The sequence below is a fragment of the Massilia antarctica genome (assembly GCF_015689335.1).
Taxonomy (GTDB): Bacteria; Pseudomonadota; Gammaproteobacteria; order Burkholderiales; family Burkholderiaceae_D; genus Telluria_A; species Telluria_A antarctica.
Map to the genome: position 1 here is coordinate 5,451,730 of NZ_CP065053.1, position 23,250 is coordinate 5,474,979.

17 protein-coding genes are annotated in these 23,250 nt (G+C 69.9%); all 17 read right to left on the reverse strand.

Annotated features, from left to right (window positions below; translation table 11 throughout):
* Positions 1 to 8 precede the first annotated feature (8 nt).
* Genes IV454_RS24055 through IV454_RS24135 form a run of 17 tightly spaced genes read right to left on the reverse strand, consistent with a single transcriptional unit; the run spans position 9 to position 22,511 of the window.
* Entirely contained in the window at positions 9 to 1,928 is a 1,920-nt protein-coding gene (locus tag IV454_RS24055) for a hypothetical protein (RefSeq protein WP_206088180.1), read from the reverse strand.
* Between the two features lie 21 nt (positions 1,929 to 1,949).
* Entirely contained in the window at positions 1,950 to 4,766 is a 2,817-nt protein-coding gene (locus IV454_RS24060; RefSeq protein ID WP_206088181.1) for a ComEA family DNA-binding protein, read from the reverse strand.
* Between the two features lie 11 nt (positions 4,767 to 4,777).
* Complete coding sequence (locus IV454_RS24065; RefSeq protein ID WP_206088182.1) at positions 4,778 to 7,354, reverse strand: phage tail protein; 2,577 nt, start codon at positions 7,352 to 7,354, stop codon at positions 4,778 to 4,780.
* Positions 7,351 to 9,393, reverse strand: coding sequence for a putative baseplate assembly protein (locus IV454_RS24070; protein ID WP_206088183.1), 2,043 nt, complete (start codon positions 9,391 to 9,393; stop codon positions 7,351 to 7,353). The genes IV454_RS24065 and IV454_RS24070 overlap by 4 nt, the downstream gene beginning before the upstream one ends.
* 1 nt (position 9,394) lies before the next feature.
* Positions 9,395 to 9,805 carry a GPW/gp25 family protein gene (locus IV454_RS24075; protein WP_206088184.1) on the reverse strand — a complete coding sequence of 137 codons (411 nt, stop codon included), beginning with the start codon at positions 9,803 to 9,805 and terminating at the stop codon, positions 9,395 to 9,397.
* A gap of 32 nt (positions 9,806 to 9,837) precedes the next feature.
* Positions 9,838 to 10,623 carry a hypothetical protein gene (locus tag IV454_RS24080; RefSeq protein ID WP_206088185.1) on the reverse strand — a complete coding sequence of 262 codons (786 nt, stop codon included), beginning with the start codon at positions 10,621 to 10,623 and terminating at the stop codon, positions 9,838 to 9,840.
* A gap of 8 nt (positions 10,624 to 10,631) precedes the next feature.
* The gene (locus IV454_RS33395) at positions 10,632 to 11,600 is read right to left on the reverse strand and encodes a phage baseplate assembly protein V (RefSeq protein WP_206088186.1); all 969 of its coding nucleotides are present in this window, start codon (positions 11,598 to 11,600) and stop codon (positions 10,632 to 10,634) included.
* Positions 11,597 to 12,826, reverse strand: coding sequence for a phage late control D family protein (locus tag IV454_RS24090; RefSeq protein ID WP_206088187.1), 1,230 nt, complete (start codon positions 12,824 to 12,826; stop codon positions 11,597 to 11,599). Before IV454_RS24090 ends, IV454_RS33395 begins: the two co-directional genes overlap by 4 nt.
* Positions 12,827 to 12,834: 8 nt before the next feature.
* Positions 12,835 to 13,665: a CIS tube protein gene (locus tag IV454_RS24095; protein ID WP_206088188.1), complete on the reverse strand. Its 831-nt coding sequence runs from the start codon at positions 13,663 to 13,665 to the stop codon at positions 12,835 to 12,837.
* Positions 13,662 to 13,871: a hypothetical protein gene (locus tag IV454_RS24100; protein WP_206088189.1), complete on the reverse strand. Its 210-nt coding sequence runs from the start codon at positions 13,869 to 13,871 to the stop codon at positions 13,662 to 13,664. Before IV454_RS24100 ends, IV454_RS24095 begins: the two co-directional genes overlap by 4 nt.
* Positions 13,872 to 13,898: 27 nt before the next feature.
* On the reverse strand, positions 13,899 to 14,492 hold the full coding sequence (locus IV454_RS24105) for a phage tail protein (protein ID WP_206088190.1): 594 nt from the start codon (positions 14,490 to 14,492) through the stop codon (positions 13,899 to 13,901).
* 18 nt (positions 14,493 to 14,510) lie between these two features.
* Positions 14,511 to 16,550, reverse strand: a complete 2,040-nt coding sequence (locus IV454_RS24110) for a phage tail sheath family protein (protein ID WP_206088191.1) — start codon at positions 16,548 to 16,550, stop codon at positions 14,511 to 14,513.
* 37 nt (positions 16,551 to 16,587) lie between these two features.
* Positions 16,588 to 17,028, reverse strand: a complete 441-nt coding sequence (locus IV454_RS24115) for a phage tail protein (RefSeq protein ID WP_206088192.1) — start codon at positions 17,026 to 17,028, stop codon at positions 16,588 to 16,590.
* A 10-nt stretch (positions 17,029 to 17,038) separates the two neighbouring features.
* On the reverse strand, positions 17,039 to 20,146 hold the full coding sequence (locus IV454_RS24120) for a phage tail sheath family protein (RefSeq protein WP_206088193.1): 3,108 nt from the start codon (positions 20,144 to 20,146) through the stop codon (positions 17,039 to 17,041).
* A 17-nt stretch (positions 20,147 to 20,163) separates the two neighbouring features.
* A complete protein-coding gene (locus IV454_RS24125; protein ID WP_206088194.1) occupies positions 20,164 to 21,573 on the reverse strand; it encodes a hypothetical protein in 1,410 nt (469 codons plus the stop codon).
* A gap of 1 nt (position 21,574) precedes the next feature.
* Positions 21,575 to 22,201: a Pvc16 family protein gene (locus IV454_RS24130; protein ID WP_206088195.1), complete on the reverse strand. Its 627-nt coding sequence runs from the start codon at positions 22,199 to 22,201 to the stop codon at positions 21,575 to 21,577.
* A 10-nt stretch (positions 22,202 to 22,211) separates the two neighbouring features.
* On the reverse strand, positions 22,212 to 22,511 hold the full coding sequence (locus IV454_RS24135; RefSeq protein ID WP_206088196.1) for a hypothetical protein: 300 nt from the start codon (positions 22,509 to 22,511) through the stop codon (positions 22,212 to 22,214).
* Positions 22,512 to 23,250 lie beyond the last annotated feature (739 nt).

Below are 23,250 nucleotides of genomic sequence, written 5' to 3' on the forward strand. Positions count from 1 at the left end.
AGGCTCTCCTATTTGCGCTTCTTGGCCGGCGCCGCCGGCGCTTTGTCGCCTTGCGCATGGCGGAGCAGCTCCTCGATCTGCTTCTGCTGCGCGGCGATCTGCTCCTGCTGGGCCGCGGCGGTGCGGTTCAGCGCGTCCACCTTCTGGCCCAGCGCGGTGACGCCGGACAGGCCGCTGCCGCCCGCCAGCGGCGCCAGCGCCGAGGCATCGGCCAGGCGCGCCAGCAGTGCCGCCCAGGCCGGGTGGGTGCTGGAGGTCGCCCCCTGCGCGCGCAAGGTGTCGAAATCGCGCAGCATGAAGGCCAGCATGTCCGGCGCGGCCAGCGCGGCCAGCAGCGGATCGCCCTGCGGCTCGGCCGCGGCCGGCGTTGCCGCCATGCCCGGCGCGGCGCCAGCGGCCCGCATCGCGAAATCGAAGCCCGGCGCCGCCGTCTGCGCGCTGCCTTTCAAGCCGAGGAAGGCCGTGCCGAACATCAGCATCAGCATGTTGTAGCTGCCCCGGTCGCGCTCGTCGCCGCAGCAGAGCTTGGCGATCCACTGGCGCAACAAGCCCCACGGCAGCCAGGAAAACCAGTACATCACCGTGCGCCAGGTGATCAGCAGCTTGCGCGCCTCCCAGTTGCAGATCTCGCCGACGCGGCAACTGCTGCCGCCGACCGTGATCACCGCCAGCGGCACGCAGTTGTCGGGCGCGCTCTGGGGGCAGGCCGGCAGCAGCGCCGAGCAGAAGCACTCGGAGACGATCTCGAGCCAGCTCAGTTCGAGCGCATGGACGCGCTGGCCGAGCTCGGCTTGCTGCGCCTGCGTGAGCTGGCGCATTTCGCCGAGTCCGCGCACCCAGGCTTTCGCATCCTCGTGCTGGGTGGCGATCCGGCCGACGAAGGCGCAGCGGTGCAGCGCGAAATCGGCCGCGAATTCCTGCAAGGCGCCGGCGTAGTCGGTGTAGACGCCGAGCGCGGCGACATTGTCGAGCGGCTTGCCTTCGCGGATCTCGCTCCTCAGTTGCATCGCGCGCGTGATGCAGCACAACACGCGCTCCAGCAGCGGGCCGAAGCGCGCCCGGTTGGCGTACATCCAGGCCCACAGCAGGTTGGCGCTGCTGCTGTTTCCGGCCGGGTCCCGCTGCTGGCCGAGCTCGGGGATGGTCAGCGCTTTCGGCGCCGGGTAGGCGACGAAGCGGTAGCCCTCGCAGATCTGGGTCGGTTCGCACTGCGGGTTGGCGGCCTTGTTGCGGCCGGCACCGGCCCTGGCGGGGGCGCCGCAGCTGCAGGTGCCGGCCTTGGCCGAGCCGCCGCAAGCGCAGGATCCGCCGCCGTTCGCGCCGCAGCCGCAGGCGCCCGACCCGCCGCAGCCGCAGCGCGGGCCGCAAGCCGTGTCGCCCATGCCTAGCTGGGCGGTGATGCCGCGCACCGGCCGCTCGTCATAGCAGATCGCCAGCACCCAGCGCCGCGCCCGACCCGAGCAGTCCTCGGGCGCCAGGTCGTACGGTGTGTCGCAGACCGGGCTGCGTGCCGGGGCGCACTGGCTGACAAGCTTGCAGATGTCGACCGACTGCTCGGCGCAGACGACGATGTCGTCGCCGCAGGGCGCGAGGGCATAGCCGCTGCGCACCAGCACATGGCCGGCGTTGCACGGGTCGCAGACCACCTCCAGCCCGCAGGCCACGCCCCAGCCGTGCAGGTAGCGGTTGTGCAAGCGGTTCTTGTCGACCACGTATTGTTCGAGCCGGTTCAGGTCGACGTCGGTCAATAGCTGGCCGGGAAAGAAGCGCGGCCGGCACAGGCATGTGAGGCCGCCGCACGCCGGGCAGCGCGGGGTGCAGTCGTCGGCGCAGGGATCGGTGCGCTGGCGCGGCTTGGCCTTGGCCTGGGTCCACGGATTGTCCGCTTCGAGCCGGGTGTAGGCGTCGTAACTGATGTCATGCGACATGTGGGTTCTCCCTCGGTGCGGTCAGATGATGAGCAGGCGGTCGGTCAGCAAGGTCAGGTCGCGCTCGTCGAGCTTGAGCCGCTTCTGCAAGTCCTCGACGCCGGCGAACGGCGCGCGCGCGCGTTCGGCCATGAAGCGCTTGGCCAGCGCAGCCTGGATGCCGGGCACGGCGCCGAGCTGTTCGGCGCTGACCAGGTTGGCGCTGGGCGGCATGGCGTTGCCCGCGGCCATGAAACCCTGGGCCATCGACGCCCCGCCCAGCGCCCGCAAGCCGTGGGCGAGGTCGGTCTCGCCCAGGCGGTCCAGCGCGCTGACCGTGATCCAGCTCTCGAAGGTGCCGCCCTGGGTCAGGTTGCCGGACGGGTTGCGGCCGCCAAGGATGGGCCCGCCGCGCACTTCGTTCAGGCCAACCCGGCCGCCGATGTTGTCGCCGTCGATCACGCCGGTTTGCAGGATGCGGCCGGCGGCATCGGTGACACCGGCGAACGCGCTCTTGAACTCGATACAGATCTGCGGCTCCTCGACCTGCTGTTCGACCGGCAAGGGGTTGCTCTGGTTGGCAAGGCGCGCCATCAAGCCGGCCAGTGCCAGGTAGGTATAGCCGTAGCCGCGCGTGTTGCCAATGCGGAAGAACTCCCTGCGCAGGATGAAGCTGACCGCACAGTTGGCCGTCTCGTTGGTGTGCGGCGTGATGAGCGGGCCGGGCACCTCGACGATGTCGCCGTAGAGCTTGAAATCGAGCGGCATGTAGAAGCCGGGCGAGAGCCAGGGGCGCTGCGTGCTGTTGAGCGGCGGCGTGCCGATCGGCAAGGCCAGCGGCGCTTCGATCCGCAGCTTGAATAGCTGGCGCCACCAGCGCGGATTGGTCGTCACCCCCCGGTTGAAATACAGGGTGAACAGCGGCACGCCGGCGCCCGCCTCGACGCCCTGGGCAATCCGCTTGCGCGCGTCGTCCAGGTCCGTGATGCCGCTGTACAGGGTATCGAGGGCTTGCAGACCGACCATGCCGCCGTGCGCCCACCCGATGTCGATGATCTTGGGCAGGTTGGCGTCCAGTCCCAGGCCGTCCACGCCATCGCGCCCGGGGCGGCCGTCGCTACCGTCGCGCCCCGCGGTGTTCTTGAGCTGCAGGCATTCCAGCCAGGCTTGCAAGGTGGCGCTGCTCGCCAGCACGCGGCGGCCGCGGCGGTTGTCGATGCGGACGATCTGCCTGGCGCGGTCGTCGTCTTGCGCCGGCAAGTCCAGCATCTGCAGCGGCGCCAGATAGTTGGCCAGGGTGGCCAGCACCACGCAGTCCGGCGTGTCGCAGCCGCCGCAGCCGTCCATTTGACGGCACAGGAGGCTGGCGCAGTCGCCCTGCGCGAGTTGGGTGGGGTCGAGCAGGCTGGCCTGGCCGTCGGCCTCGACCAGCACGATGCGGCGCGCACCGCTGCCGGCGCGCCGCGCCGCGCTGAGCAGCGGCGGCAGGGTCGCCAGCGCGGCCGCTTGCACATGGCCGTGTCCCGCTTCCTCCTCGTAGACGGTGAGCCAGGGCGCGCTGCCGCTGCTGGCATGCAGGAACAGCGGGGGGTGCGCCAGGTCGAGCGTTGCCGCCAGGGTGGCCGCGCTGCGGTTGACCAGGTAGACCCGGCGTTCGTCGCCGCTCGCCACCGCCAGCATGGCATCGGCGCCGCGCACGAAGGGCGCCAGCGCGTTCGGCCTGGCGCCGGCGGGCAGGCCGGCCAGCGCGGCGACGCTGCCGGCGGCGCAATCGATGACCTGCACCACGCCGCCCGCGCCGATGGTGAAGCCGAAGGCGCCGTCCTCGCTCGCGCAAAACGACGCGCTGCCGGCGGGGACGGCGATGGGCGTGCCGCTCGCGGCATCCTGGATGCCGGCGCTAGCGTCCTCGGCCCACAGGTAAAGCTGGCCAGCGCTGCGGTCGAGCACCAGCAGGCGGCGCGCGGCGGCGCTGCCGCTGGCGGCGGCGAAGGTGCTGTTGGCGCTGGTGCCTGGCACGGTGCGCACCGTGCCGGCCACCAGCGGCGCCACCTCGGCGCCGTCGGCGCTCAGGTAGACATGGATTTCGCACAAGGTGCCGGGCGCGACCGGATCGGTGACGACAAACAAGCGCACGCCGTCCGGCGCCATCGCCAGCGCGCGGGCCGGCGCCGGCAGGTCCAGGCTGAGCAGGCTGCGGTGGGCCGGGTCGAGCACCCAGGCGTGGCGGGCATTGCCGGGATCGATCAGCGCCACCTTGCCGGCGGCGCTAGCGCGCATCAGGCCCGTGACTCCGTGCAGGTCGCTCAGGACGAAGGCGCCGAGCGCCGCGCCGGCCGCGCCGTCGAAGGAGAGCGGCGGGTCGACCAGCACGTCGTAGCTGAACGATTCGAGGATACGGTTGGGCGCGCACTGGGTGTCGTCGCAGCCGCACTCGTCATACAGCACCGGCACTTCCTCGGTCGGGCATTCGCGGTAGCAGAGCGCGACCTGCAGGGCATGCAGCAGGCCGTCGGCGGTCTTTTGCCTGACCTCCGGGTGCTGGCCGAGGTCGAGGATTTCCTGGCGGGTGAGCAGGATTTCGCGGCCACAGCAATCGAGCGCGCTGCCCGGGTCGACCAGCACATAGCGGCTGCGGCAATCCGGCGAGGGGTGCTGGCGCACGCGCAGTCCGCAGACCACGCCCCAGCCATGCAGGCGCAGGTTGTGGTGGCGCATCTTCTCGGCCTGATAGCGCGATTCCGTGATGAATTCGCCGGCGCCCATCATCTTGCCGGTGAAGAAGTGGTTGCGGACGAAGGGATCGAACTCGCACTCGGTGCAGGTTTGATGGTCCGGATGATCCTGCTGGCAACCCATGGTAGATCCTTTCACAGAAAACTGGTCTCTGGCGCGTGGCGGCCACTCAGTACCGTTGCTTGCCTCAACACCGCCTGGTTCAGCCGCACGCCGCAGGGCGTCCTGGCGATCACGCTGTCGAGCCCGATCATCGCTTGCACGCCGACCCGAAAGCGCGGCTCGACATACCGGATGTCGGCCTGGGTATGGGCCGGCGTTTCCTGCGCCAGCAGCTGTTCCAGCGCGCGCCGTTCGGTCGGCATGGCGCGGATGCGGGCGGGGACGAACACGCTGAATCGATGCGCCTGCACGTGAAACGGGTCGCGCAGCGGGTCGGGCACGCGGTTGAGCGTGGTGACCGCGATCTGGGCGTTGCCGCTGGGCGGCTGGCCGGCGCCGGACAGCTCGGAACGGCCGACGATATTCTTCCCCCACAACACCGAATCGCTGCCCAGGCGGCCCTGGCCGGCATACAGCCAGCGGCGCAGCTTGACATGCTCGAGGATCAACGGCGGCGGGCAGGCCGGCAGGCAGGGCGGACATGGTGCGCAGTTGCGCGGCGCGGCCAGGCAACGCAGCTGTGGCCGCTCGGCCAGGCAGTGTCCGGCGTAGGCGCGGTCGAAGCCAAGCAGGAGCAGCAGCTGGCGCCGCAGGCCATCCGCGGTGCCGCGCTGGCAATACAGGCGGGCCGCCTGCTTCAGGTAGTGGCGGCGGCGCGCCAGCGGCCAGTCGCGCGACAGGGTGACGCCGATCCAGCCGGCCAGCCAGTCGAGGAAATCGGTCTGGCCCGGCATCGCCCCGGCCGGCGCGCTGAGCGGGTCGAGCAGCATTGCCTGGCGGTCGAGCCGGCCTTCGATCGAGCGCAATGTGGTGTCGAAGATGGCGCACAAGCGGTCGGTGAAATCGGCGCCAACCGGGTCGAAGCCGAACACACCCGGCAGGTAGCGGCGCAGGCTGATGCGCGGATATTCGACCAGCGCGGCCGACACGCAGGGCGTGGCGCGGCCATCGCCGCGCAAGCTCAGCTGCAGCCACAGGAAGCGGCCGGGCGGGCTCATGATCAGGCAGTCCCAGCCGCAGTCGGCGGGGGTGGCGCTGTCGCGCGGCGCCATGCTGCCGGCCACCAGCCGGGTGCACCAGGCGTGGTCGGGCAGCGAATCGACCTCGTCCGGCGTCAGTTCGATGGCGGCGCTGGCCGTGCGCACCTCGATGCTGCAGCCCGATGGGATCGCGCCGCGCAGCTCGATCCGGTGCCATTGGCAGCCGTCGATCGCGGCATCGAGCGCGGCCGAGAAATACTGGCCGCTGCGCTCGTAGCGCTCGCCGCCCAGCCGCTGTTCGGGCGGCACCGGCTGGCCGTGCAGATCGAACACGGACGGGCCGTCCACGCAATGCAGGTGCAGATGGCCGCGCAGGTCCACCTGCAGCGGGTTGGGCGGGAAGCCCTCGACCAGGTCGGCGCGCGCACGCGGCAACAGGTCGATGGCCTGGCCCTCGATGCGCAGCACGCGCGCGCCGCGGGCCAGCACGTCGAATGGGGCGGTCGGCACATGGCCTGGCTCGGGCGCCAGCCGCAGCCGCAGATAACGCCCGCCGACCCCGGCCAGGGGCAGCGGGTCGGCCAGGCGCGCCAGGTCGGCGGCCGCCAGCCAGGCCGACCAGCGCGGGTTCGCCGGATCGTCCAGCTCGGCCGGGCTCCAGGCGGCATCGCCAATGTCGATGGCCATCGTGAAACGGGCCCCGGCCGGCAGGGCCGGCAGTTGCAGGCTCTGCCAGTGGAAGCCGGCGCTCTGGCCGTCCAGTTGCAGCGCCAGCGGCTGGGCGCCGACCGTGGCCTGGACCTGGACGTCGGCCTCGATCACCGCATGCAGCCGGTCGCGGCAATCGAACGCGAGGTGGGTGACGCCGCGGCCGGCCGCGACCCAGCCCAGCCACTTGCCGCGCGGATTGAAGGAATCGATGCGGCCGTTGTCGGGGTCGGACACCCACAAGGTGCCGTGGCCGTCGATGGCCAGGCCGGTGGGACGCCAGCCGGAAACGGCCAGCGCCGCCAGCGCGGCCGCGGGCAGGCGCAGGGCGGCGCGCGGCACCAGCCCGTCGAGCGCGTAGCGCAGCACGCGGCCGTGGCCGCGGTCGGCGATATACAGATCGCCGCGGCAGAGCGCAATCGCCTGCGGATCGCGCAGCCGGTTCAGGGGCGGCTGGGCGGCGCCGGCCAGGCCGCTGCGCTCGAGGCAGGGCGCCGCCCCGGCGTCCACCACACTGGTGAAGCAGGGCAGGCGCTGGAAGCGGCAGGCGCACGGGTCGAAGCGCAGCAGCGCGCCGCTGGCCGGGTCGAGCAGCAGCACCTCGCCGCCCGCCGTGCGCGCCACGTTGGACGGGCTGCGCAGGCCGCCGAAGCTGCCATTCGGCTCGCTTAGCCAGCGCGCGGCGGCGGGCGCCGGGCCCAGCACCAGGGCGCGGGTCGGCAGGTCGATCTCGACCCGCTCCAGGCGGCGCACGCGCCAGCCGATGTCCGGGCGCGCTCCGATGCGGCCCGACAGCAGCAGCGAGTAGGGGTCGTGCGGCGGGGCGGGCGGCGGCGCCGGGCGCGAGGCGGACAGGCTCATGGCATTTCCTCGAATTCGCGCGCGGTGAGCACCTCGACCTGGTGGCCGGTCGAGTACACCAGCGCATGGGCGGCCAGCGCGTCGATCGGCACGTCGCGGCATTCCGGCTGGCGCTCGCCGTCGACCGCCAGCACCAGTCTGGGCACGCTGTCGACGCCGAAGACGCCGAAGACGCGCTGCACGATCTTTGAATAGCGCAAGGGGCCGCCGAAGGGCCAGCCGAGGCCGTCGTCGCCGCCCTTGAGCGGGTGCAGATAGGCCGCCAGCGCCCGTTCGACATCCTGTTTCACCTGTGCCGGGTCGGCGTTATCCTTGACCACCACCTGGGCGTCGATCTCGACCAGCACGTAGCGCGGCGCCACCACGAACAGCTCGGTGGTCAGCAGGCGCCGCGCGTCCAGGTAGGCGCACACGGTGCGCAGCAAGCCATCGCTGGGCAGCGGATTGGGGCTGTCGGAATCGGGCACGACGATGACGGTGACGGCGCCCGGTACGCTCACGCCGGGAAAGTGCGGATTGGCCAGCGGCAGCGCCTTGGCGCGCTTGACGTTGCCGGCCTGCTGAGCCAGCAGCTCGAAATCGTCGGCGCTGACGGCGCGCTCGCGGGCGCGCAGCATCTTGCGCGCGCGCACCTGGGCTTCTTCCAGGCGCTCTTCGTCGCGCCCGCCGCTGGCCTCGAACAGATTGCTGGTCTTGCCGCCATCGATGCCGTCGACCGCGCTCAGGAGGTTGCGGATCGCGCCCGGGCCCACATTGCCGCGCTTGCCGCCGCCGTAGCGGTATTCGAGCGCGATCACATTGGTGTCCGGGTTGTTGGCGTTGGCCACCGGGACCTGGCCATGCTCGCCATCGCCGGCGCGCACCTCGCCGCTGGTCCAGTTGACCGCCAGTTGCTCGTCGGCGGGCCCGGCGCCGAACAAGTCTTCGACGATGCTCCAGTTGCGCGCGCTGGCGGCGGTGCCCTCGTCGATCGCGATCACCAGGCTACCTTGCAGGATCGGCGTATTCTCCACCTGGAACACCTGGTTGCGCGCACCCGAGGTGCCGCCGAGGATCTCGCGCTGCACGCTCTGCGCCTGGAGCGCCGGCACGGTGTTGGTGCGCACCGCGGCCAGCAAGGGCGCGCGCTCATACTGGGTGCGCACCAGCCGCGCGCGCAGCCAGAACAGGCCGTCGCGCGGCTGCCTGGTGAGCGGGTCGATGGCATCGTATTCGCCGAGGTAGGCGCGTTGCAGGCCCAGGCCGGCGCCGACCCGCAGCACGATGTGGCCGCTGCGGGTGAAGGCCAGGGTCTCGTCGTTGAGCGCATCGATGCGCTGCCAGTCGCTGCCGTCCCAGCCTTCCCATTGCAGCCTGGCGCTGGCGTAGGCGCGGGTGGCGGGCGCGCATTGCACGATGCGGCCCTGCTTCGGCTCGTCCTGGGCCCAGAAGGCCAGGTCGAGGTTCAGGGCGGGCATTTGCGCCGGGGTCGGATACGTGGCGGGGAAGGCGAAGCCCAGCACCAGCGCGCCGTCGTCGCGCGGCGCCTCGCCGAAGGGGAAGAAGCCGGGGCCGCCGGGCGCGGCGGCATTGGCGCCGCTCACGTCGCGGTAAACCGCCGCATCGTAGCTCTGCACGCAGCGCAGCTGGCAAGCCACCGCGGTGAGTGCGCGCTCGGTCTCGAACACCAGCGGCGGGCCGTCGTCGGAGGCGGCGCTGACCTGGGTGCGGGGCGGCACGATGACCATCGCGCCCGGCCAAGCCGCATCGAGCACGAAGCTGACGTCGGCCCGCGCCGGCTGCGCCGGCATCAGCTCGACCCCGATCAGCTCGAGGAATTTCACGTAGTTGAGCTGGGGCACCCGCGCCATGCGGAACAACATCATCTCGGACAGCCAGGCGAAGGTCTGCGCCAGGATCACGCCGGGGTCGCTGTCGTTGAGATCGTTCCACTCCGGCTTCCACTCCGGCGTGTAGCGCGCGATGCGGGTGCGGATCTCGGCCACGATGTCGCTGTAGCGGCGGTCGTCGATGACGGGCAGGGCGTCTTTGAGCGGCATGTCAGCGGCCCTCGCGGATATAGAAGGGGTAGACCAGGTTGCCGATGGCGTTGGTCTCGCGCACCCGGTAGTTGATGCGGATCAGCAGCAGGTTGGGCGCATCGAGGTTGTTTTCGGCATGCACGTCGAGCACGTCGATGCGCGCCTCGTAGCGGGTCAGCGCCTGGCGCACCTGGTGCACCACCAGCGCGATGGTGCGTGAGTCGTTCGGCGCGAACAGGGTGTTGTGGATGCCGCAGCCGAACTCCGGCAGCATCGGCCGCTCGCCCGGCGCGGTGGAGAGGATGATCACGATCGCTTCTTCGATGCGCTGCTCGTGGCGCGCCTGGGCGATGCGGCCGTTGGGCGTCACCTGCAAGGGGAAACGCCAGCCTACGCCGAGGAATTCGCGGTTCTGGGATGGGGCATGCATGGTTTGTTCTCCAGGTTGGCTTGCGTTGGCGGCTACAGGGTCAGGCGGCCGGCGCCGTTGTGCGGCTGGTAGGTGATGCGCTCGGCTTCCAGGGTGCCGCCGAGTACGATGTTGCGGCCGCTGGCCGGCTCCAGGCGGATGTCGCCGTTGTCCAGCAGCACGATCCTTGCCTTTACCGCGCCGCCCGGGGTGCAATTGGCGATCTCCACTTCCTGCCCGCCGGTGGTGCGGATCTCGACATAGCCGGCCTCGCTCAGGGCGCCGTTCTTCAGCATCAGCCTGACCTGCTGGCAGTTCTGGGCGTCGCCGGTATCGAGCCTGACGGCGAAGCGCTGCGACTCGGCCAAGCTGACGAAGTGCAGGTCGGCCGATGGCGGGCCCAGGCCGGTATAGTCGATGCCGTCGCGCCTGGCGTTGACGAAGGCGCGCAGGCGATAGGCCGGTGCGCCGTTCTGCGCCGTGGCGAAGCGCGCGGCGCCGCCCTGGTCCTTTTGTCCTGCGGCGACCAGCAGGCCCTGCCAGGGCGCCGGGTCGCCCGCCTTGAACTGCAGCGGCAGCGGCGTGAGGGTGGCCAGGGTGGCGAGGTCGGGCGGGACCTTGGTCCAGTTGCGCTCGCCCTCGTTCCAGATCTGCTCGGCGCTGCCCTGGGCCCGGTAGACAAAGGCGCCAATTTTGCGCGTATCGTCCTGCCGGAGCGGCTGGCCGTCGGGGAAGCTGAGCGGGCCGAGTTGCAAGGTCAGCGGCCGCTCCAGCGACGGCGGGCCGGCCGGCGGGTCGGTCAGCACTTGCACGGCGGGGAGGGTGAGTTGCGCTGTCATGGCGGCCTTTAAATCAGATTGCCGACACCCGGCGTGTAGACCGGGCTGACGACCGCGTTGGTGATCACCGTCGCCGCTTGCAGCACGCCGGAGAAGGTGGCGATGCCGGCGGTGACGCTGAGGGCGCTGGCGGTGATGCTGGCGGCGCCGGCGGCGGTGATCGCCACCGCCCCGCCGGCCGTGATGCTGGCGGCGCCCCCGGCCGTGATGCTGGCCGCGCCGCCCACGGTGACATTGGCCGCGCCAGCGACCGTGACGCTGGAGGCGCCGCCGACCGTGATGCTGGAGGTACCGCCGGCGTTGATGCTGAGCGCGCCGGCCGCGGTCAGGCTGACCCCGCTGCTGCTGACGTCGATCGTGTTGCCGGCGCCGACAGCGATCGACAGCGACGGTTGCGGCGTGGCGTTCATCGTGATCGTGACACCAACGCCATTGCCGGCTTTCAGCTCGATTTTGGTGCCGGCGGGAAGGTCGTCCATCAGGATCCGGTTCTCGCCGGACTTGAGCAGCACCTTGCCGTTCGCCGCCAGGTCGTCGAGCAGCAGCTCGCGCCCATCCTTGCTCTGCAGCCGGACCTGGGGGCCGGCGGCCTTGTCTTCCATCGTCAAGGCATGCTTGCCATGCGAGGTGAGGATGATCCGGGTGTCGTTTTCCTTGTCCTCGAAGCGCAGCTGGTGGCCGCCGGGGGTGACGATGACCCGGTTGTGCGCTTCCTTCTCGGGCGAGACCTGTTCGCCGTTCCACAGGAAGCCGACCACATAGGGATGGCCGAACTGGCCGTCGGCGAAGCAGATCAGCACCTCGTCGCCTTTCTCCGGCATGAACAGGGCGCCCCGGCCCTTGCCCGACATCGGCGCCGCGATATACGCCCAGGGCGACAGCAGCTTGTCCTCGATCGCCTTGTATTCGACCTTGACCCGGCCCTGGCTGGCATCGACCTCGTCGACAAAGGCCGTCACGGCACCATGCTGTTTCATAGTTCCCCCTCTTCGCCCTGCTCGCGGCGGGCGGTAAATTTGGTCAGGTAGCCGCTGTCGTTGATCGTGTGGGTGGTCTTGATCACGAAGTAGATGCCCGAGAAGCGCGCGCCCAGCCCCTTGATGCGCACGCGCCGGCCGGCCCGCAGGTCGGGCAGGCCGACCGTGGTGCCGGTGGCCTCGACCATCTGCTTGAGCTTTTCGGACAACACCGCCAGCGCGCGCCGCTCGGCCTGTTCCGGCGTGTACTGCGGCTCGTCGACGATGACTTCCTCGCGCGGCTTGCAGCCGTCCTGGTCGAGCAGGTGCAGCAGGTCGCGGTTGATCTTGATGTCCGGGTGCCTGAGGTCGACCTTCTTCTTGATCGCCTTGTTGGTCTGGCGGTTCCAGCCCTTCACCTCGACCGACTTGACCTGGTTGGCGGTGGACAGCTTGGGGCTGAAATCGATCAGCGAAATACCCCATTTAAGCTCGTAGCTGACCGCCGGCACGCCCTCGTGCAGCGCGTTCGAGGGTCCGAAGTGCAGCACCTCGCGCGGCGCCTTGCCGCGTCCCTGGGGTTCGAGGTCGACATACACCACATAGCCGATCTTGCGCGCCTCCAGCAGCAGGAAGTCGATGTCGTACTGGTTGTCCTGCGCGATGTAATCGAGCTTGGGTTCCTTGCCCTTGGCCGTGCGGTCGATGCGGATCGGCAGCGGGAAGCGCTTCTTGCCGTCGCTATCGTTGCGGCGGCCGATATCCTCGGCCACCTCGCTGATCTTCTTGTTGCTCCAATGGTCGCGGTATTGCTTGGTGCGCAGCTTGAACAGCACATTGAGCGCGCGCACCGTCAAGGTCGGCGCGGCCCCGGCCGGGAAGGTGGGTTCCAGGCTGGTGGTGGCGCCCTTCACCACGCTGCTGAGGTTCGAGCCATAGCCCAGCTTCAGCTCGAATTCGCCGGCGCAGGGCTCGAACAGGCGCTGCAACTGTTCTTCCGGGGTGGCGCCGCTCAGCCTGGCGGAGCGCTCCGAGCCGACGTATTTGAAGCTGCGCGTGCTATCGTCCCAGTTGTTGACGGTGATGTCGACGCTGTCGATCTCGGTGGTCGAATCGTTGTACGTCACCTGCACCACGTCGCGCAGCACCGCCGGCGCGATCGCCTTGCCGCCGGCCTTGATCTCGAAGCGGGGGACGTAGAAGTCTTCGTAGGTGGCGGCGGCTTCCTGTAGCGTGATGGCGGTCATGGTCGGCCTCAGTCGAGCGGCGCTACGGTGAGCAAGCGGCCCGGCACGATGCGGCGCGGGTCGTCGATCGCGTTGTGTTCGGCGATGGCGCGCCAGTCCACCGGGCTGTCGTAATAGCGCTGCGCCACGCTGGCCAGTTGCTCGCCCTGCTGCAGTGCATGCACATGGGTGCGGTCGGGCGAGCTCAGATGCAGCTCGAGCAACTGGTCGCGCAGCCGCTTGTATTCGCGCAGGCTGACCGTCAAGGTGGCGCGCAGCGGGACGCCTTCGGGCGAGAACAGGGTGAATTTTTGCTTGACGCTTTCGAGCAGGCAGCGGAAGCCGTTGCGTCGCTGGCTGCCCAGCGCCGGCCCGAGCAGCGCCTGGGCCGCCGCGCCGATGCTGCCGGCCGCGCCCAGGGCCGCGCCCACGGCCGACCCGGCAGCCTGCGCCGCGCCGCTGACCGCCTTCGCCGCCGCGGCCGCCACGCTGCCCGGGGCGCCGCCGATATGGGCGCCGGCCATCTGGTCGCTCCAGATGAATTCGAGGATGGGCGGCGCATGGCGGGTCGGTTCGATCTTGATCAACTGGTAGATCTTGTCGGTCTCGGTGGTCACGCTGGTGGCGCCCGCGCCCATGCCGTGCTCGGTGGTGTCGAAGAACAGCTCGAGCGTCAGCTTCTCGGCCTGGCCGCGCACGAACTGCTGCAGCGGCGCATCGAGCCCGGGAATCTGCACCTCGGCGATCTGCGCCTGTTTGTCCAGGGTGTACTCGCTCGGGTTGTACTGCACCGGGATGTCCTCCGGCTGGCCGCGGCCGTGCCAGTAGACCCGGAAGATGGCTTTCGCGGGCTCGCTCACGGCTTGCCTCCGTGCTCGCCGCCGCCCTGGCAGCAGGCCGCGCCGATGCGGGTGTCGCGCTGGCGCGCCGCCTCGTCGCGCTGCGCGCCCTGGGTCGCCTGCAGCACCGCCGCCACGATGCGTTCCATGATCTGCGGCGACAGCAGCGATTCGCTGTCCACCGCCTGCAAGGTGCCGACCACCTCGCGTATCCGCACTTGTGTCATCCTTGTTTCTCCTGTCAAAACCGGGTCTCAGAAATTCCCGATCGAACCTGATAGACTGCCCGCCGCCGCGATCGCGCCACCGATCCCGCCGCCCGCCAGCGCCGCCCCGATCCCGCTGGCGGCGCCGACCAGCGGCAGCTGGAAGATGCCTTCGTGGGCGATCTCGATCGCCTCGATCGCCACGCTGTTCTGGGTCGCGTTGAGCTGCGGCCCGCTGTACTTGGTCGGCAGAGCGCGCCGGAAGAACCAGATATTGTTCGGCACATGCTGATCGTTGAGCAGGACGATCAGACCATCGCGCCGCTTGCCCTTGCCGACCGCAAAGCCGTAGTGCCAGTCCCACAAGGCGCTGCCCGAGCCCAGGCCTTTCTTGAGCGTGATCGCGCCCCACTCGACCCGGCTGGGGAAGCGCAGCACGGCGCCGTTGTTGCCGCCTTCCTTGTAGTCCTCGGTCTTCATCGTCATCTCGATGCCCGAGCACTCGGAAAAGCCGCCCACCGCCACGTCCAGCACCGCCGACAGCGCCGCCGAGCCGAGCGTGGCGAGCACGCTGCTGGTGTCGAGCAGGCTGACCACGAAGTTATGGTTGAGCACCGGGTCGGCGCGCGAGAGCAGGGCCATGGTCTTTTCCTCGTTATCCTAGGCGTCGGCCGCGGCCGCGTCGGTGCTCATCGCAAAGCCGTTGGCGTCGCGTCCGATGCGCAGCACGATGAATTCAAAGGGCACGCTGGGCGCCACGCCCACCTTGATCTGCAGCTGGCCGCGCGCGCGCGTCTCGGGCGGGTTGTTGCTGTCGTCGCAGCACACGTAGAAGGCTTCGTCGGTGGCGCTGCCGACCAGCGCGCCGCGCGCCCACAGGCCGCGCAGGAAGGAGCCGATCACCATCGACAGCTTGGCCCGCGTGTGCCAGTCGTTCGGCTCGAACACCGCCCACTGGATCGACAGGTCGATCGCCTTGGCGATCATCGACATCAGGCGCCGCACGTTGACGAAGCGCCAGTCGGTATCGGACGACAGGGTGCGCGCGCCCAGCACCCGCACCCCGCGCCCGGGCTGGGCACGCAGCAGGTTGATGCCCAGCATGTTGAGCTCGCCATGACGCGCATCGTCGAAGGCGAGCGAGGCGTCCTGGGCCCACAGGAGTGGCACATTGGCCGGCGCCACGTGGACACCAGCGCGCAGGTCGATGGCCGCGCACAGGCCGGCGACATGGCCGCTGGGCGGGATCGGCCGGGTCGGCGCCCTGGCCGGGCTGGCGCCGGCGCGCAGCGGATCGACCACCAGCAGCCAGGGCGCGTAGAGCGCGCCGAAGCGGGTATCGAAACGGCTGCGCCAGGCGCGCAACTCGTTGACCGAGAAGCTCAGCCGGTTGCAGGTATCGAAGGGCGCATCGAGCAGGGCGATGCGGTCGCGCCGGCCTTCGCACTGCGCCACCATCGCCGCCTGCACCTGGTAAATCTCGGCCAGGGTGAAGCGCGGCGGAAGATCGACGGCGGCCGGCGGCGGCGGTGCGGGCGCCAGCACCCGCACGGGCAGGCAGGGATCGGGCGCGCAGCCGGCCGGGGCCTGCAGCGGATTGGGCTGGCGCGGCTGGATATGGATGTCGGGCACCGCCAGCAGGGCGATTTCTTCCACCGGGGCGAGCGCCGCGATGCCACTGCGGGTGGCGGCGAACGCCACGCCAGAGGCGCCGGGCGGCTGGTCGGCGCCGAGAAAATCGCGCACCGCCAGCGCCGCCAGGCCGTCGGCGCCCCCTGCCAGCCGGACCGGTTCGGCCGGCGCGGCCCCGCCGGCGCCGGCGAGCAGGTTCAGCGCGGCGCGCGCCGCCTGCGGGCGCAGTTCGCGGATGACGATGGCCGGCGGCGCGCTCGCGCCGCGGTTGCGCGCGGCGCGGAAGTAGTCGAGCGCGAGGTCCGGCTCCGGCACTCGCAGCTGTTCAAGGTCGGGCTGGCGGATGTCGGGTGTCTGCCATGGCTGCTTGAGCAGCAGCGGGCCATAGCGCGGATGCTCCGGTATCAGCGACACGTCGTCGTACAGCGCGATCAGGCGGCCGCCGTCGAACACCTCGATGGCATAGGCGATGGTCTCGACGCGCAGCCGGCTGTTCGGCGCGAACAGCGCCAGTGGCCGGCTCAGCGACAGCGCGCCGCTGGCCGCATCCAGCGCGGCCAGCACCGCCCGTTCGCGCAAGGGTCCGGCCTGGCACTCGACCAGGCTGGCACGGGCGAAGCCGGCGCTGTCCGTCACCCGCAGGCGCGCCAGGTCGACCGGATCGACCGTGGCGCGGGTCTGGGCGCGCCGCAACTCGGTGATGCGCACCCCCAGCTTGTTGCCCCAGGCACCGGGGCTGGATGCCTCGATCCGCCACGCCGGCCCGGCGCCATCGTCCAGTGCCAGCGCGGCGCTGGAGGCGGCGGCGGAAGCGACCCGCACCGCCCACATGCGGCGCCCGCCGTTTTCAAAAAAAGCCCGCGCGCACCAGGCCAGGTAGCCGTTGTCGATCGGCGCGCCGAACCAGGCCTCGAACTGGCGCGCCGATTCCACCGGTACCGCGATGCCCAGCGGCCCGCGCTGGGCAATGCCGACGAAGCCGGCGACGTCGGTGCGCAGCGCGGCAATGCCGCCGCCTGACGCGTCGGCCCGCTCGTAATACACACCTGGCGTTTCGTAGACTCGCATCGCCGCTCCCATTGCCTCAATGCCGGTGGCGCCGGCCTTACATTTCCAGGGTCAGGCCTTCGTGGATCAATTCCATCGATTCCATCGCCACGTCGTTCGACGACGCCTTCAGCGACGGCCCTTCGATCTTGTTGATCCAGGCGTTCTCCGCATGCCAGCGCAGCACCGCCTCGCGCCGCTCGTTGAGCAGCACGATGGTGACGTTGCGCCGGTCCGGCACGCCGTTCATCACGTTGGTGTACCACTGCCACAGCGCCTTGTCCTGGGTGTAGCCGCGCTTGAACGTGAGGTTTGTATATTTGCGCATGCCCATCAGCTTGCGCACATTCGATTGCATGTCGGTGCCCTCGCGGTAGTCGACGCTGTCGCCGTCGGCGGTCAGCCCCCCCACCTCGGAAAACGCGCCCTTGGGCAGGTTGTCGATCTCGAGCACGAAGTTGTACCCGCGGTAGGGGTCGTTGCGTTGGTCGCTTGCCATGGTGTTCTCCTCAATCCTCGGCGTGGGCGGTCCACAGGCCGATCCGCACGATCACGAATTCGGCCGGCTTGACCGGGGCAACCCCGACCAGGCAGATCAGGCGGCCCTGGTCGATGTCGGTCTGCGTCATGGTGCTGCGGTCGCATTTGACGAAGAAGGCTTCCTCGACCTTGGTCCCTTCCAGCGCGCCATTGCGCCAGACCAGGGTCAGGAAATTGCTGATCGCGCGGCGCACGCGCGCCCATAGCGGCTCGGCATTCGGTTCGAACACCACCCATTGCAGGCCGCGGTCGACCGAGGCCTCGATGAAGATCAGCAGGCGCCGCACGTTGACGTATTTCCAGTCCGAGTCGCTGGTGATGCAGCGCCCGCCATAGACGCGGATGCCGCGGTTGTTGGGCCTGAAATCGCGGATCACATTGATGTTGACCGGATAGGGGTTGAGGATGTCGTGCTGCTCCTTGTTCAGCAGCCGCTGCAGGCCGGTCACGCCGCGCACCACCTCGTTGGCCGGGGCCTTGTGCACGCCGCGCTCGATGTCGGTGCGGGCGTAGATGCCGAGCACGTGGCCCACCGGCGGGATCGGGTAGTCGGCCGGCGCCGCCGGGTTGCCGGGGTAGGGGTCGGGGATCAGCAGCCAGGGGTGGTAGAGCGCCGCGTACTTGGTGTCGAACTGCTGGCGCTGCGCCTGGATGTCGGACATCGAATCGCCCGGCGGCGCCAGGCCGTCGAGCGCGACGAAGCGGTAACGCATCAGCTCGCAATGGTTGATCAGCGCGCCCTGCATCTGCACGCTGGTGCGCCCCGGCGCGGCGATGATGCTGATCTGCTCCACGTTGCGCAAGGTGAACAGCCCGGTGCGCAGCTCGGGGTTGACGTTGTCGTCGCCGATATAGGTGGCGTCGCCGATCCCGCCGATCATGTCGTCGCCCTGGGCCAGCGGCAGCAGCACCAGCCGGGGCGGGGTGCCGGGGCGGATATCGTACGTGGCGACCGGCCCGGCGCGCAGGCCGTTGGTGGGCGCCGCATCGATCACCCGCACGTAGCCCGATTCGCCTTCCGAGCGGCGGTCGGCGCGGCGCAGCGGGCGGCCCATATCGTCCAGGGTGGTGGCGGCGTTGCTCAGGTTCCAGGTGCAGCCGATCACCCGCTGGAAGTAGCGGGTGTGGCGCGGGTCGAGCGAGAGCGCCCCGAACACCTCGCGGTCGATGGCGATATTGTCGCGCGCCGGGTTGGATGGATCGGGCTGGCGCAGCAACTCCACCATGAAGCGGTACTCGCGGCTGCGCACCTGGTCGCCCGGGACCACCAGGCCGGGTAGCGGCGTGCCCGCTTCCAGGGTGATCAGGTAGTCGTCGCCGCGGTCGATCGACAGCACCTTGAGGGCGGTCACGATGGTGCTCGAATCGGTCACCAGCAGCTCGCTGCCGGTTTCGATGCCGGCGGCCGAATTGAGCCTGAGCCGCCCACCCGGCAAAACCTGGCGCACCCGGGTGTTGAGCAGGGCGCTGCCCTGCGGCTCCATCGCCACGCGCAGGCGGTTGCCCCAGATGCCGGCGTCGATGGCGCGCACCGTCATCATCGGGCTGCGCCTGGCCACCAGCGCGCCGGCGGCGTGCGGATTGCGCAGGGGATTGCTCAAGGCGATGGTCTGGGGCGTGAGCGCGGCCGGCGCCCCGCCCACCAGATGGTAGTAGGGACCGCCGGAGGCGGGCACGATGCGGATCGCCCCGCCTGCCACGAAACCATCGCGCCCGACCAGGATGTGGTCCGCGCCATCGGCGGCATCGAGGGCCACCACCGTCTGCAGGGTGGCCGCCGTCGGCGCCGCGCGCGGCGCCACGATGCCGGGCGTGGCGAGGTGGGCGATGCGCAGGGGCGCGCGCAGCACCACATTGCCGCTATCCGGCGGCGGTGCGTGGGCCGGCAGGCTGACGATGTCGACCAGCTCAAGATCGGCGCCCAGGCCGACCGCCAGCATGCCGCCCTCGGTCATGCCGGTGCGGTCGGACACGGTGATGACGGTCGCGCCGGGGTCGGCCTTCACGCTCAGGTTGACCGCCGCGCCGGCCGCGCCCAGGGTGACGCTCTCGACCCGGGTGCCGGCCGGGTAGTTGCCGTAGGCCGCCTGGGTCAAGGTCAGCCGGGTCAGCGCGCCGATCCGGCGGTACTCGGTGCGGGCCGGGTCGGCATGGCTGAACTGGATGCCGTCGCCGGCGGTGGTCAGCCCGGCATTGGCCACGACCGCGACCACGGCGCTGCCGGGCGCGCTGCTGGCGCCGACCTGGGTGGCGGGAGCGATCGGGGTGACCAGCTGGCGCACCACCTGGCCGGGGGCCGCATGCGGCAGCTGCAAGGGCGCGCGCAAGGTGACCCGGTTGGCGACCGGCGGGCCGGCGGCGACCACCAGTTCCTCCTGGTCGCCGCTGCCGACGCGCAGCACATGGCCGGCCGCCAGGGCCGGGGCAAAGGCGAAGGCGCCGAGCACGATCGCGCTGGCGCCGGCCGCGGCATCCTGGGCCAGGGTCGTGCCGTGGCTGGCGGGCGGGGCGGCGTCGACGATGGTCGCGTGGTCCACCGCCTGCGGCGCGGCATGATCGAAAGACAGTGGCAGGCGCAGGGTCACGGTGTTGGCGGCGGCGGCCGGGCCGGCGATCTGCATGAATTCCGCGCTGGCCCCGGCCCCGATCTGCACGGTGTTTCCGGCCACGAAGCCAGGGTCGGCCACCAGGGTGATCGCGCTCGTACCGGGCGCGCCCGGCAGGATCAGGCTGGTCTGCAAGGGCGCGGCGAGATCGGGCGCGACCAGTTGGCGGCTGGCCGCCAACGCCTGGGTGATGTCCAGCACCCGTGTCACGTAGAGCCGCCTGCCGCCATTCGAAAAGAAGCCTTCCACGCCATGCGGCAGGAAGCGGTGCTCGCCGTAGAAGACAGGATTGAGGGCTTGCCCGAACCAGCGCTGGTATTCGCCGAAGCTGGTGACGAGGACCGGGACGTTGACCGGCCCGCGCTCGGTCACGCCGATCATGCCGGCCGTGCTGGTCGACACGCCTTCGATCGGTTTGCTGCCCGTATCGACTTCTTCGACATAGACCGCGGGGGCGAGATATTCAGGCATCGACATTCTCCTTGGGGTTAGCTAAATACGATGGCGAGCAGGTTGTCGCCGCCGTAATCGAGGGCGACGTCGATCTGCTGCGCCGGGTGCAGCGGGTGGCTGGCGATGATGCGCAACTGCGCGACCCGCGCCAGCGGCGGCGATTCGAAGCGGCCGTCGGCGTCGAGCGCCAGCTGGTGGAAAAAGGCGCCGCCGCTGTGCGAGGGATATTGGGTGGCGTGGTAGTAGGCCGCGCGCGCGCTGCCGTGTTCGACGGCGAGCATGCTGGCGGTGGGCAGGGCGCCGATGGCGGCGGCGAACAGCACGCGGTCGCCCGCCAGCGTCTCGCGCGCCACGGCGCCAGCGGCCACCAGAGCCCCGGGCGCGATGTCGCGGACCGCGCCAGGTACGCGGTGCAGGTAGGCGGTGGGCGCGCTCAGGCGCAGCATCACCGCCGCATTCGGGTCGCCCACCGGATCGAAGCCGGCGCTGACCACGATCTCGGCCTCGTTGGTGAGCGGGTCGCCGATGCGCAGCAGGTCGCCTCCGGCCGGGTTCAGGCCGAGATTGGGCGCCAGCGCGATGGCGCGCGCGCCGGCCGGGGCGAATTCACGCAGGCTGCGCGGCGCGCCGGCGGGGTTGAAGGTGCCGCGCTGGATCGCCGCGCCGACCGGGTGCGCGAAGCGCAGGCCGGGGGCGATGGCGCAGAAATCCGGCGCGACCGGCGCCAGGGTTTGCGTATGCGGATAGGCGAGCCAGATGCCGGCAATGCCGATCTGCGCGCCGGGCGCCGGCACGATGCTGTTCGGCCCCGTGCGCCGCCGGGCGCGGCCGCGCAGCCTGACCGGCTCGGCGCGGTGCAGGGGCTGGTCAGGCAATACCAGCGGCACGCCGGCCACGCGCGTGTTCAGGGCATGCGGCGCCCTGACCGGATCGACCAGCGCGACCTGGGTGAGCGGGGGCGGGCTGGCACTGGCGGCGACCGCGGTGAATTCGTCGGCACCGGCCGGCGCCGGCCGCGCCACCAGCACGCCGCGCCCGGGCCGGAACTGGGGCGGCACGCCATCCGGCGGCAAGACGTCCAGGGCGGGGTCGCCGATCGCGGCGGCGCTGTTGAGCGCGCGCCGCGCGGCATCGATGGCCGGGGTCAGGTCGCGCGGCAGGAAGCCCGGCGTCTCGACGGCCGCCTCCAGCGCGCCCGGGGTCAGCAGGGCATGGGCGACATCGCGCGGGCGTGCCACCAGGCCGCAATAGCCGCCGTCGCCGACGCGCGGGCTTGCCGCGGCCAGGTTGCTGGTCAGCCGGAACGGGGTGCGCGGCGGCGCCAAGGTCAGTTCATCGATCACGCGGGTGCGCAGCACCGCGCACCAGGCCATGGCGGCCGGCAGCGGGTCGTCATCGGCGATGGTGTAGCGAAGCGGCTCGGCGAGGACCAGGCGGCGCGCCATCTCAGGCTACCCGCGCCACGATGGCGGCCATGCCCGCGCGCACCGACTCGACCAGTTCGACGCGCAATGGGGTCGCCTCGCTCTGGATGTTCGCCAAGGTGACTTCGTACGACACCGACAGCTGGTAGGAACCCTCGAGCGCTTCCCACACGCGCGTGATCTCGTCCAGTCCGAGCGCTTCCAGATGCACATGCACCTCGGCGTCGCTGCCGGCCAGGTCGGAACGCAGCAGCGCGCCGGCCAGGACGGGGTAGGTGTGGAACAGCTGCAGCGCCCGCCCCAGGATCCGTTGTTCGGTCTCCGGGCTGTCCGCGCTGCCGCTTGCGATCGGCGTGATCAGGTAGTGCAGGCGCAGCGGCAGCGGGGGCGGCACGATTTCGGTGCGGCCGGACGGCAAGGTGCGCACCACGGGCGGATCGTTCAAGCGATTGTCGTCGCGGGTGACACGATACAACCAGACCGACAATCCCTGGCGGCTGGCCGACATCATTTCCTGGGGCGTCTCGAGCGACACCACGGTCGTCCCGGTGAAAAACGCGGCGAGCCCGGACGGCCCGATATCGCTGGCCATGGCTTCCGCCAGCAATTGGCGGAGGGTTCCACTTGTCGCGGCCAGGCTGGTGTACATGCTGTCTCGATCACGATTCGTCAGGTTCGGAGGCGTCGGGATGGATCCCGGCCAGACGCCGCAGCTTGGCAATGTCAAGGTCCACCCGGCGCCGAAAACGGATGCGTCCGTCCGCCGCGGTCGACGCCGCGACCAGGTTCCACGTCACCATCCACGCCAAGGCTGCCGCCACAACATCGTTTGGAACATCCGGCCCGTCGGCCAGCCACCAGCGCCGTATCCCTTCGGCGGTGTCGCAGGCAAGCGGATGTTCATACCAATATGTCGACAGCTTGGTGACAAGTCTCCATTCGGATGAGGTCGGTTCCATGTCGCAGCCCACAGGCCAATTACCATCTGATAGAGCAAATGCGATGCCAACCAGGCGCGGAATCTATCCGGCTGATTTAAAAGAATTTTTCCAGGAGGGCCGGGGTTCGCCAGGACAAAATTGCCCGGGCTGGGAAATGGGAATCGCACGCGGTTGGCAAAACCTGCGCAGCAGAGGGCGTTGGGGGAGCCAGGGCAAAATCGTCCTGGAAGATGCCCGTGTTTGTCCTGTCAGGCCGGTACAGGTCCGACGCCGACGCTGCCTGGATATAACGCTGCTGGCTTACCGCTTACATGCATGCGCCCGCTGGCCTGCCCCCTTCATCCCGACATTCGATGCTGCACGCATAGGCCTGGCCATGGCATTTTTTTGGCGTGTTTCCAAACCGGGTCGCCACGGAAATATTGTCTTATATGCATAATTAACATTAAATGAACATAATTAATTTGACAGCAAGAAACGGAGTTTTCGGGAGGAAACATGTCCCTATACTTCATGACAGATTAACAACCGCAGGAAAACTTTTCCCCGACTGTAGTGATTGAGGTGTTGACAAGTCACGCGCCAGTCCCGCTCCACTATTCCGCGAGGAGGAGCAGGCCAGTAAGCAGTCAACATCCGCAATGCATCCAGAGTAATTTTAGTGCCAGGTTTTTATTGCTATTTCGTTGCTGGTTTATGAGATCCACACGCTGCTTCACTCGGGTCAATGGCGTGCCGGGGGGAGCGTTTAGATGCT

Bases quoted from the DNA above. Each gene is read 5' to 3' on its own strand.
- IV454_RS24125 (WP_206088194.1), bottom strand. From the start codon at position 21,573: ATGGCGCGCCGCCTGGTCCTCGCCGAGCCGCTTCGCTACACCATCGCC.
- IV454_RS33395 (WP_206088186.1), bottom strand. From the start codon at position 11,600: ATGAAACAGCATGGTGCCGTGACGGCCTTTGTCGACGAGGTCGATGCC.
- IV454_RS24080 (WP_206088185.1), bottom strand. From the start codon at position 10,623: ATGACAGCGCAACTCACCCTCCCCGCCGTGCAAGTGCTGACCGACCCG.
- IV454_RS24090 (WP_206088187.1), bottom strand. From the start codon at position 12,826: ATGACCGCCATCACGCTACAGGAAGCCGCCGCCACCTACGAAGACTTC.
- IV454_RS24120 (WP_206088193.1), bottom strand. From the start codon at position 20,146: ATGCCTGAATATCTCGCCCCCGCGGTCTATGTCGAAGAAGTCGATACG.
- IV454_RS24070 (WP_206088183.1), bottom strand. From the start codon at position 9,393: ATGCCGCTCAAAGACGCCCTGCCCGTCATCGACGACCGCCGCTACAGC.
- IV454_RS24130 (WP_206088195.1), bottom strand. From the start codon at position 22,201: ATGTACACCAGCCTGGCCGCGACAAGTGGAACCCTCCGCCAATTGCTG.
- IV454_RS24110 (WP_206088191.1), bottom strand. From the start codon at position 16,550: ATGCGAGTCTACGAAACGCCAGGTGTGTATTACGAGCGGGCCGACGCG.
- IV454_RS24100 (WP_206088189.1), bottom strand. From the start codon at position 13,871: ATGACACAAGTGCGGATACGCGAGGTGGTCGGCACCTTGCAGGCGGTG.
- IV454_RS24075 (WP_206088184.1), bottom strand. From the start codon at position 9,805: ATGCATGCCCCATCCCAGAACCGCGAATTCCTCGGCGTAGGCTGGCGT.
- IV454_RS24105 (WP_206088190.1), bottom strand. From the start codon at position 14,492: ATGGCCCTGCTCTCGCGCGCCGACCCGGTGCTCAACCATAACTTCGTG.
- IV454_RS24115 (WP_206088192.1), bottom strand. From the start codon at position 17,028: ATGGCAAGCGACCAACGCAACGACCCCTACCGCGGGTACAACTTCGTG.
- IV454_RS24065 (WP_206088182.1), bottom strand. From the start codon at position 7,354: ATGAGCCTGTCCGCCTCGCGCCCGGCGCCGCCGCCCGCCCCGCCGCAC.
- IV454_RS24055 (WP_206088180.1), bottom strand. From the start codon at position 1,928: ATGTCGCATGACATCAGTTACGACGCCTACACCCGGCTCGAAGCGGAC.
- IV454_RS24135 (WP_206088196.1), bottom strand. From the start codon at position 22,511: ATGGAACCGACCTCATCCGAATGGAGACTTGTCACCAAGCTGTCGACA.
- IV454_RS24060 (WP_206088181.1), bottom strand. From the start codon at position 4,766: ATGGGTTGCCAGCAGGATCATCCGGACCATCAAACCTGCACCGAGTGC.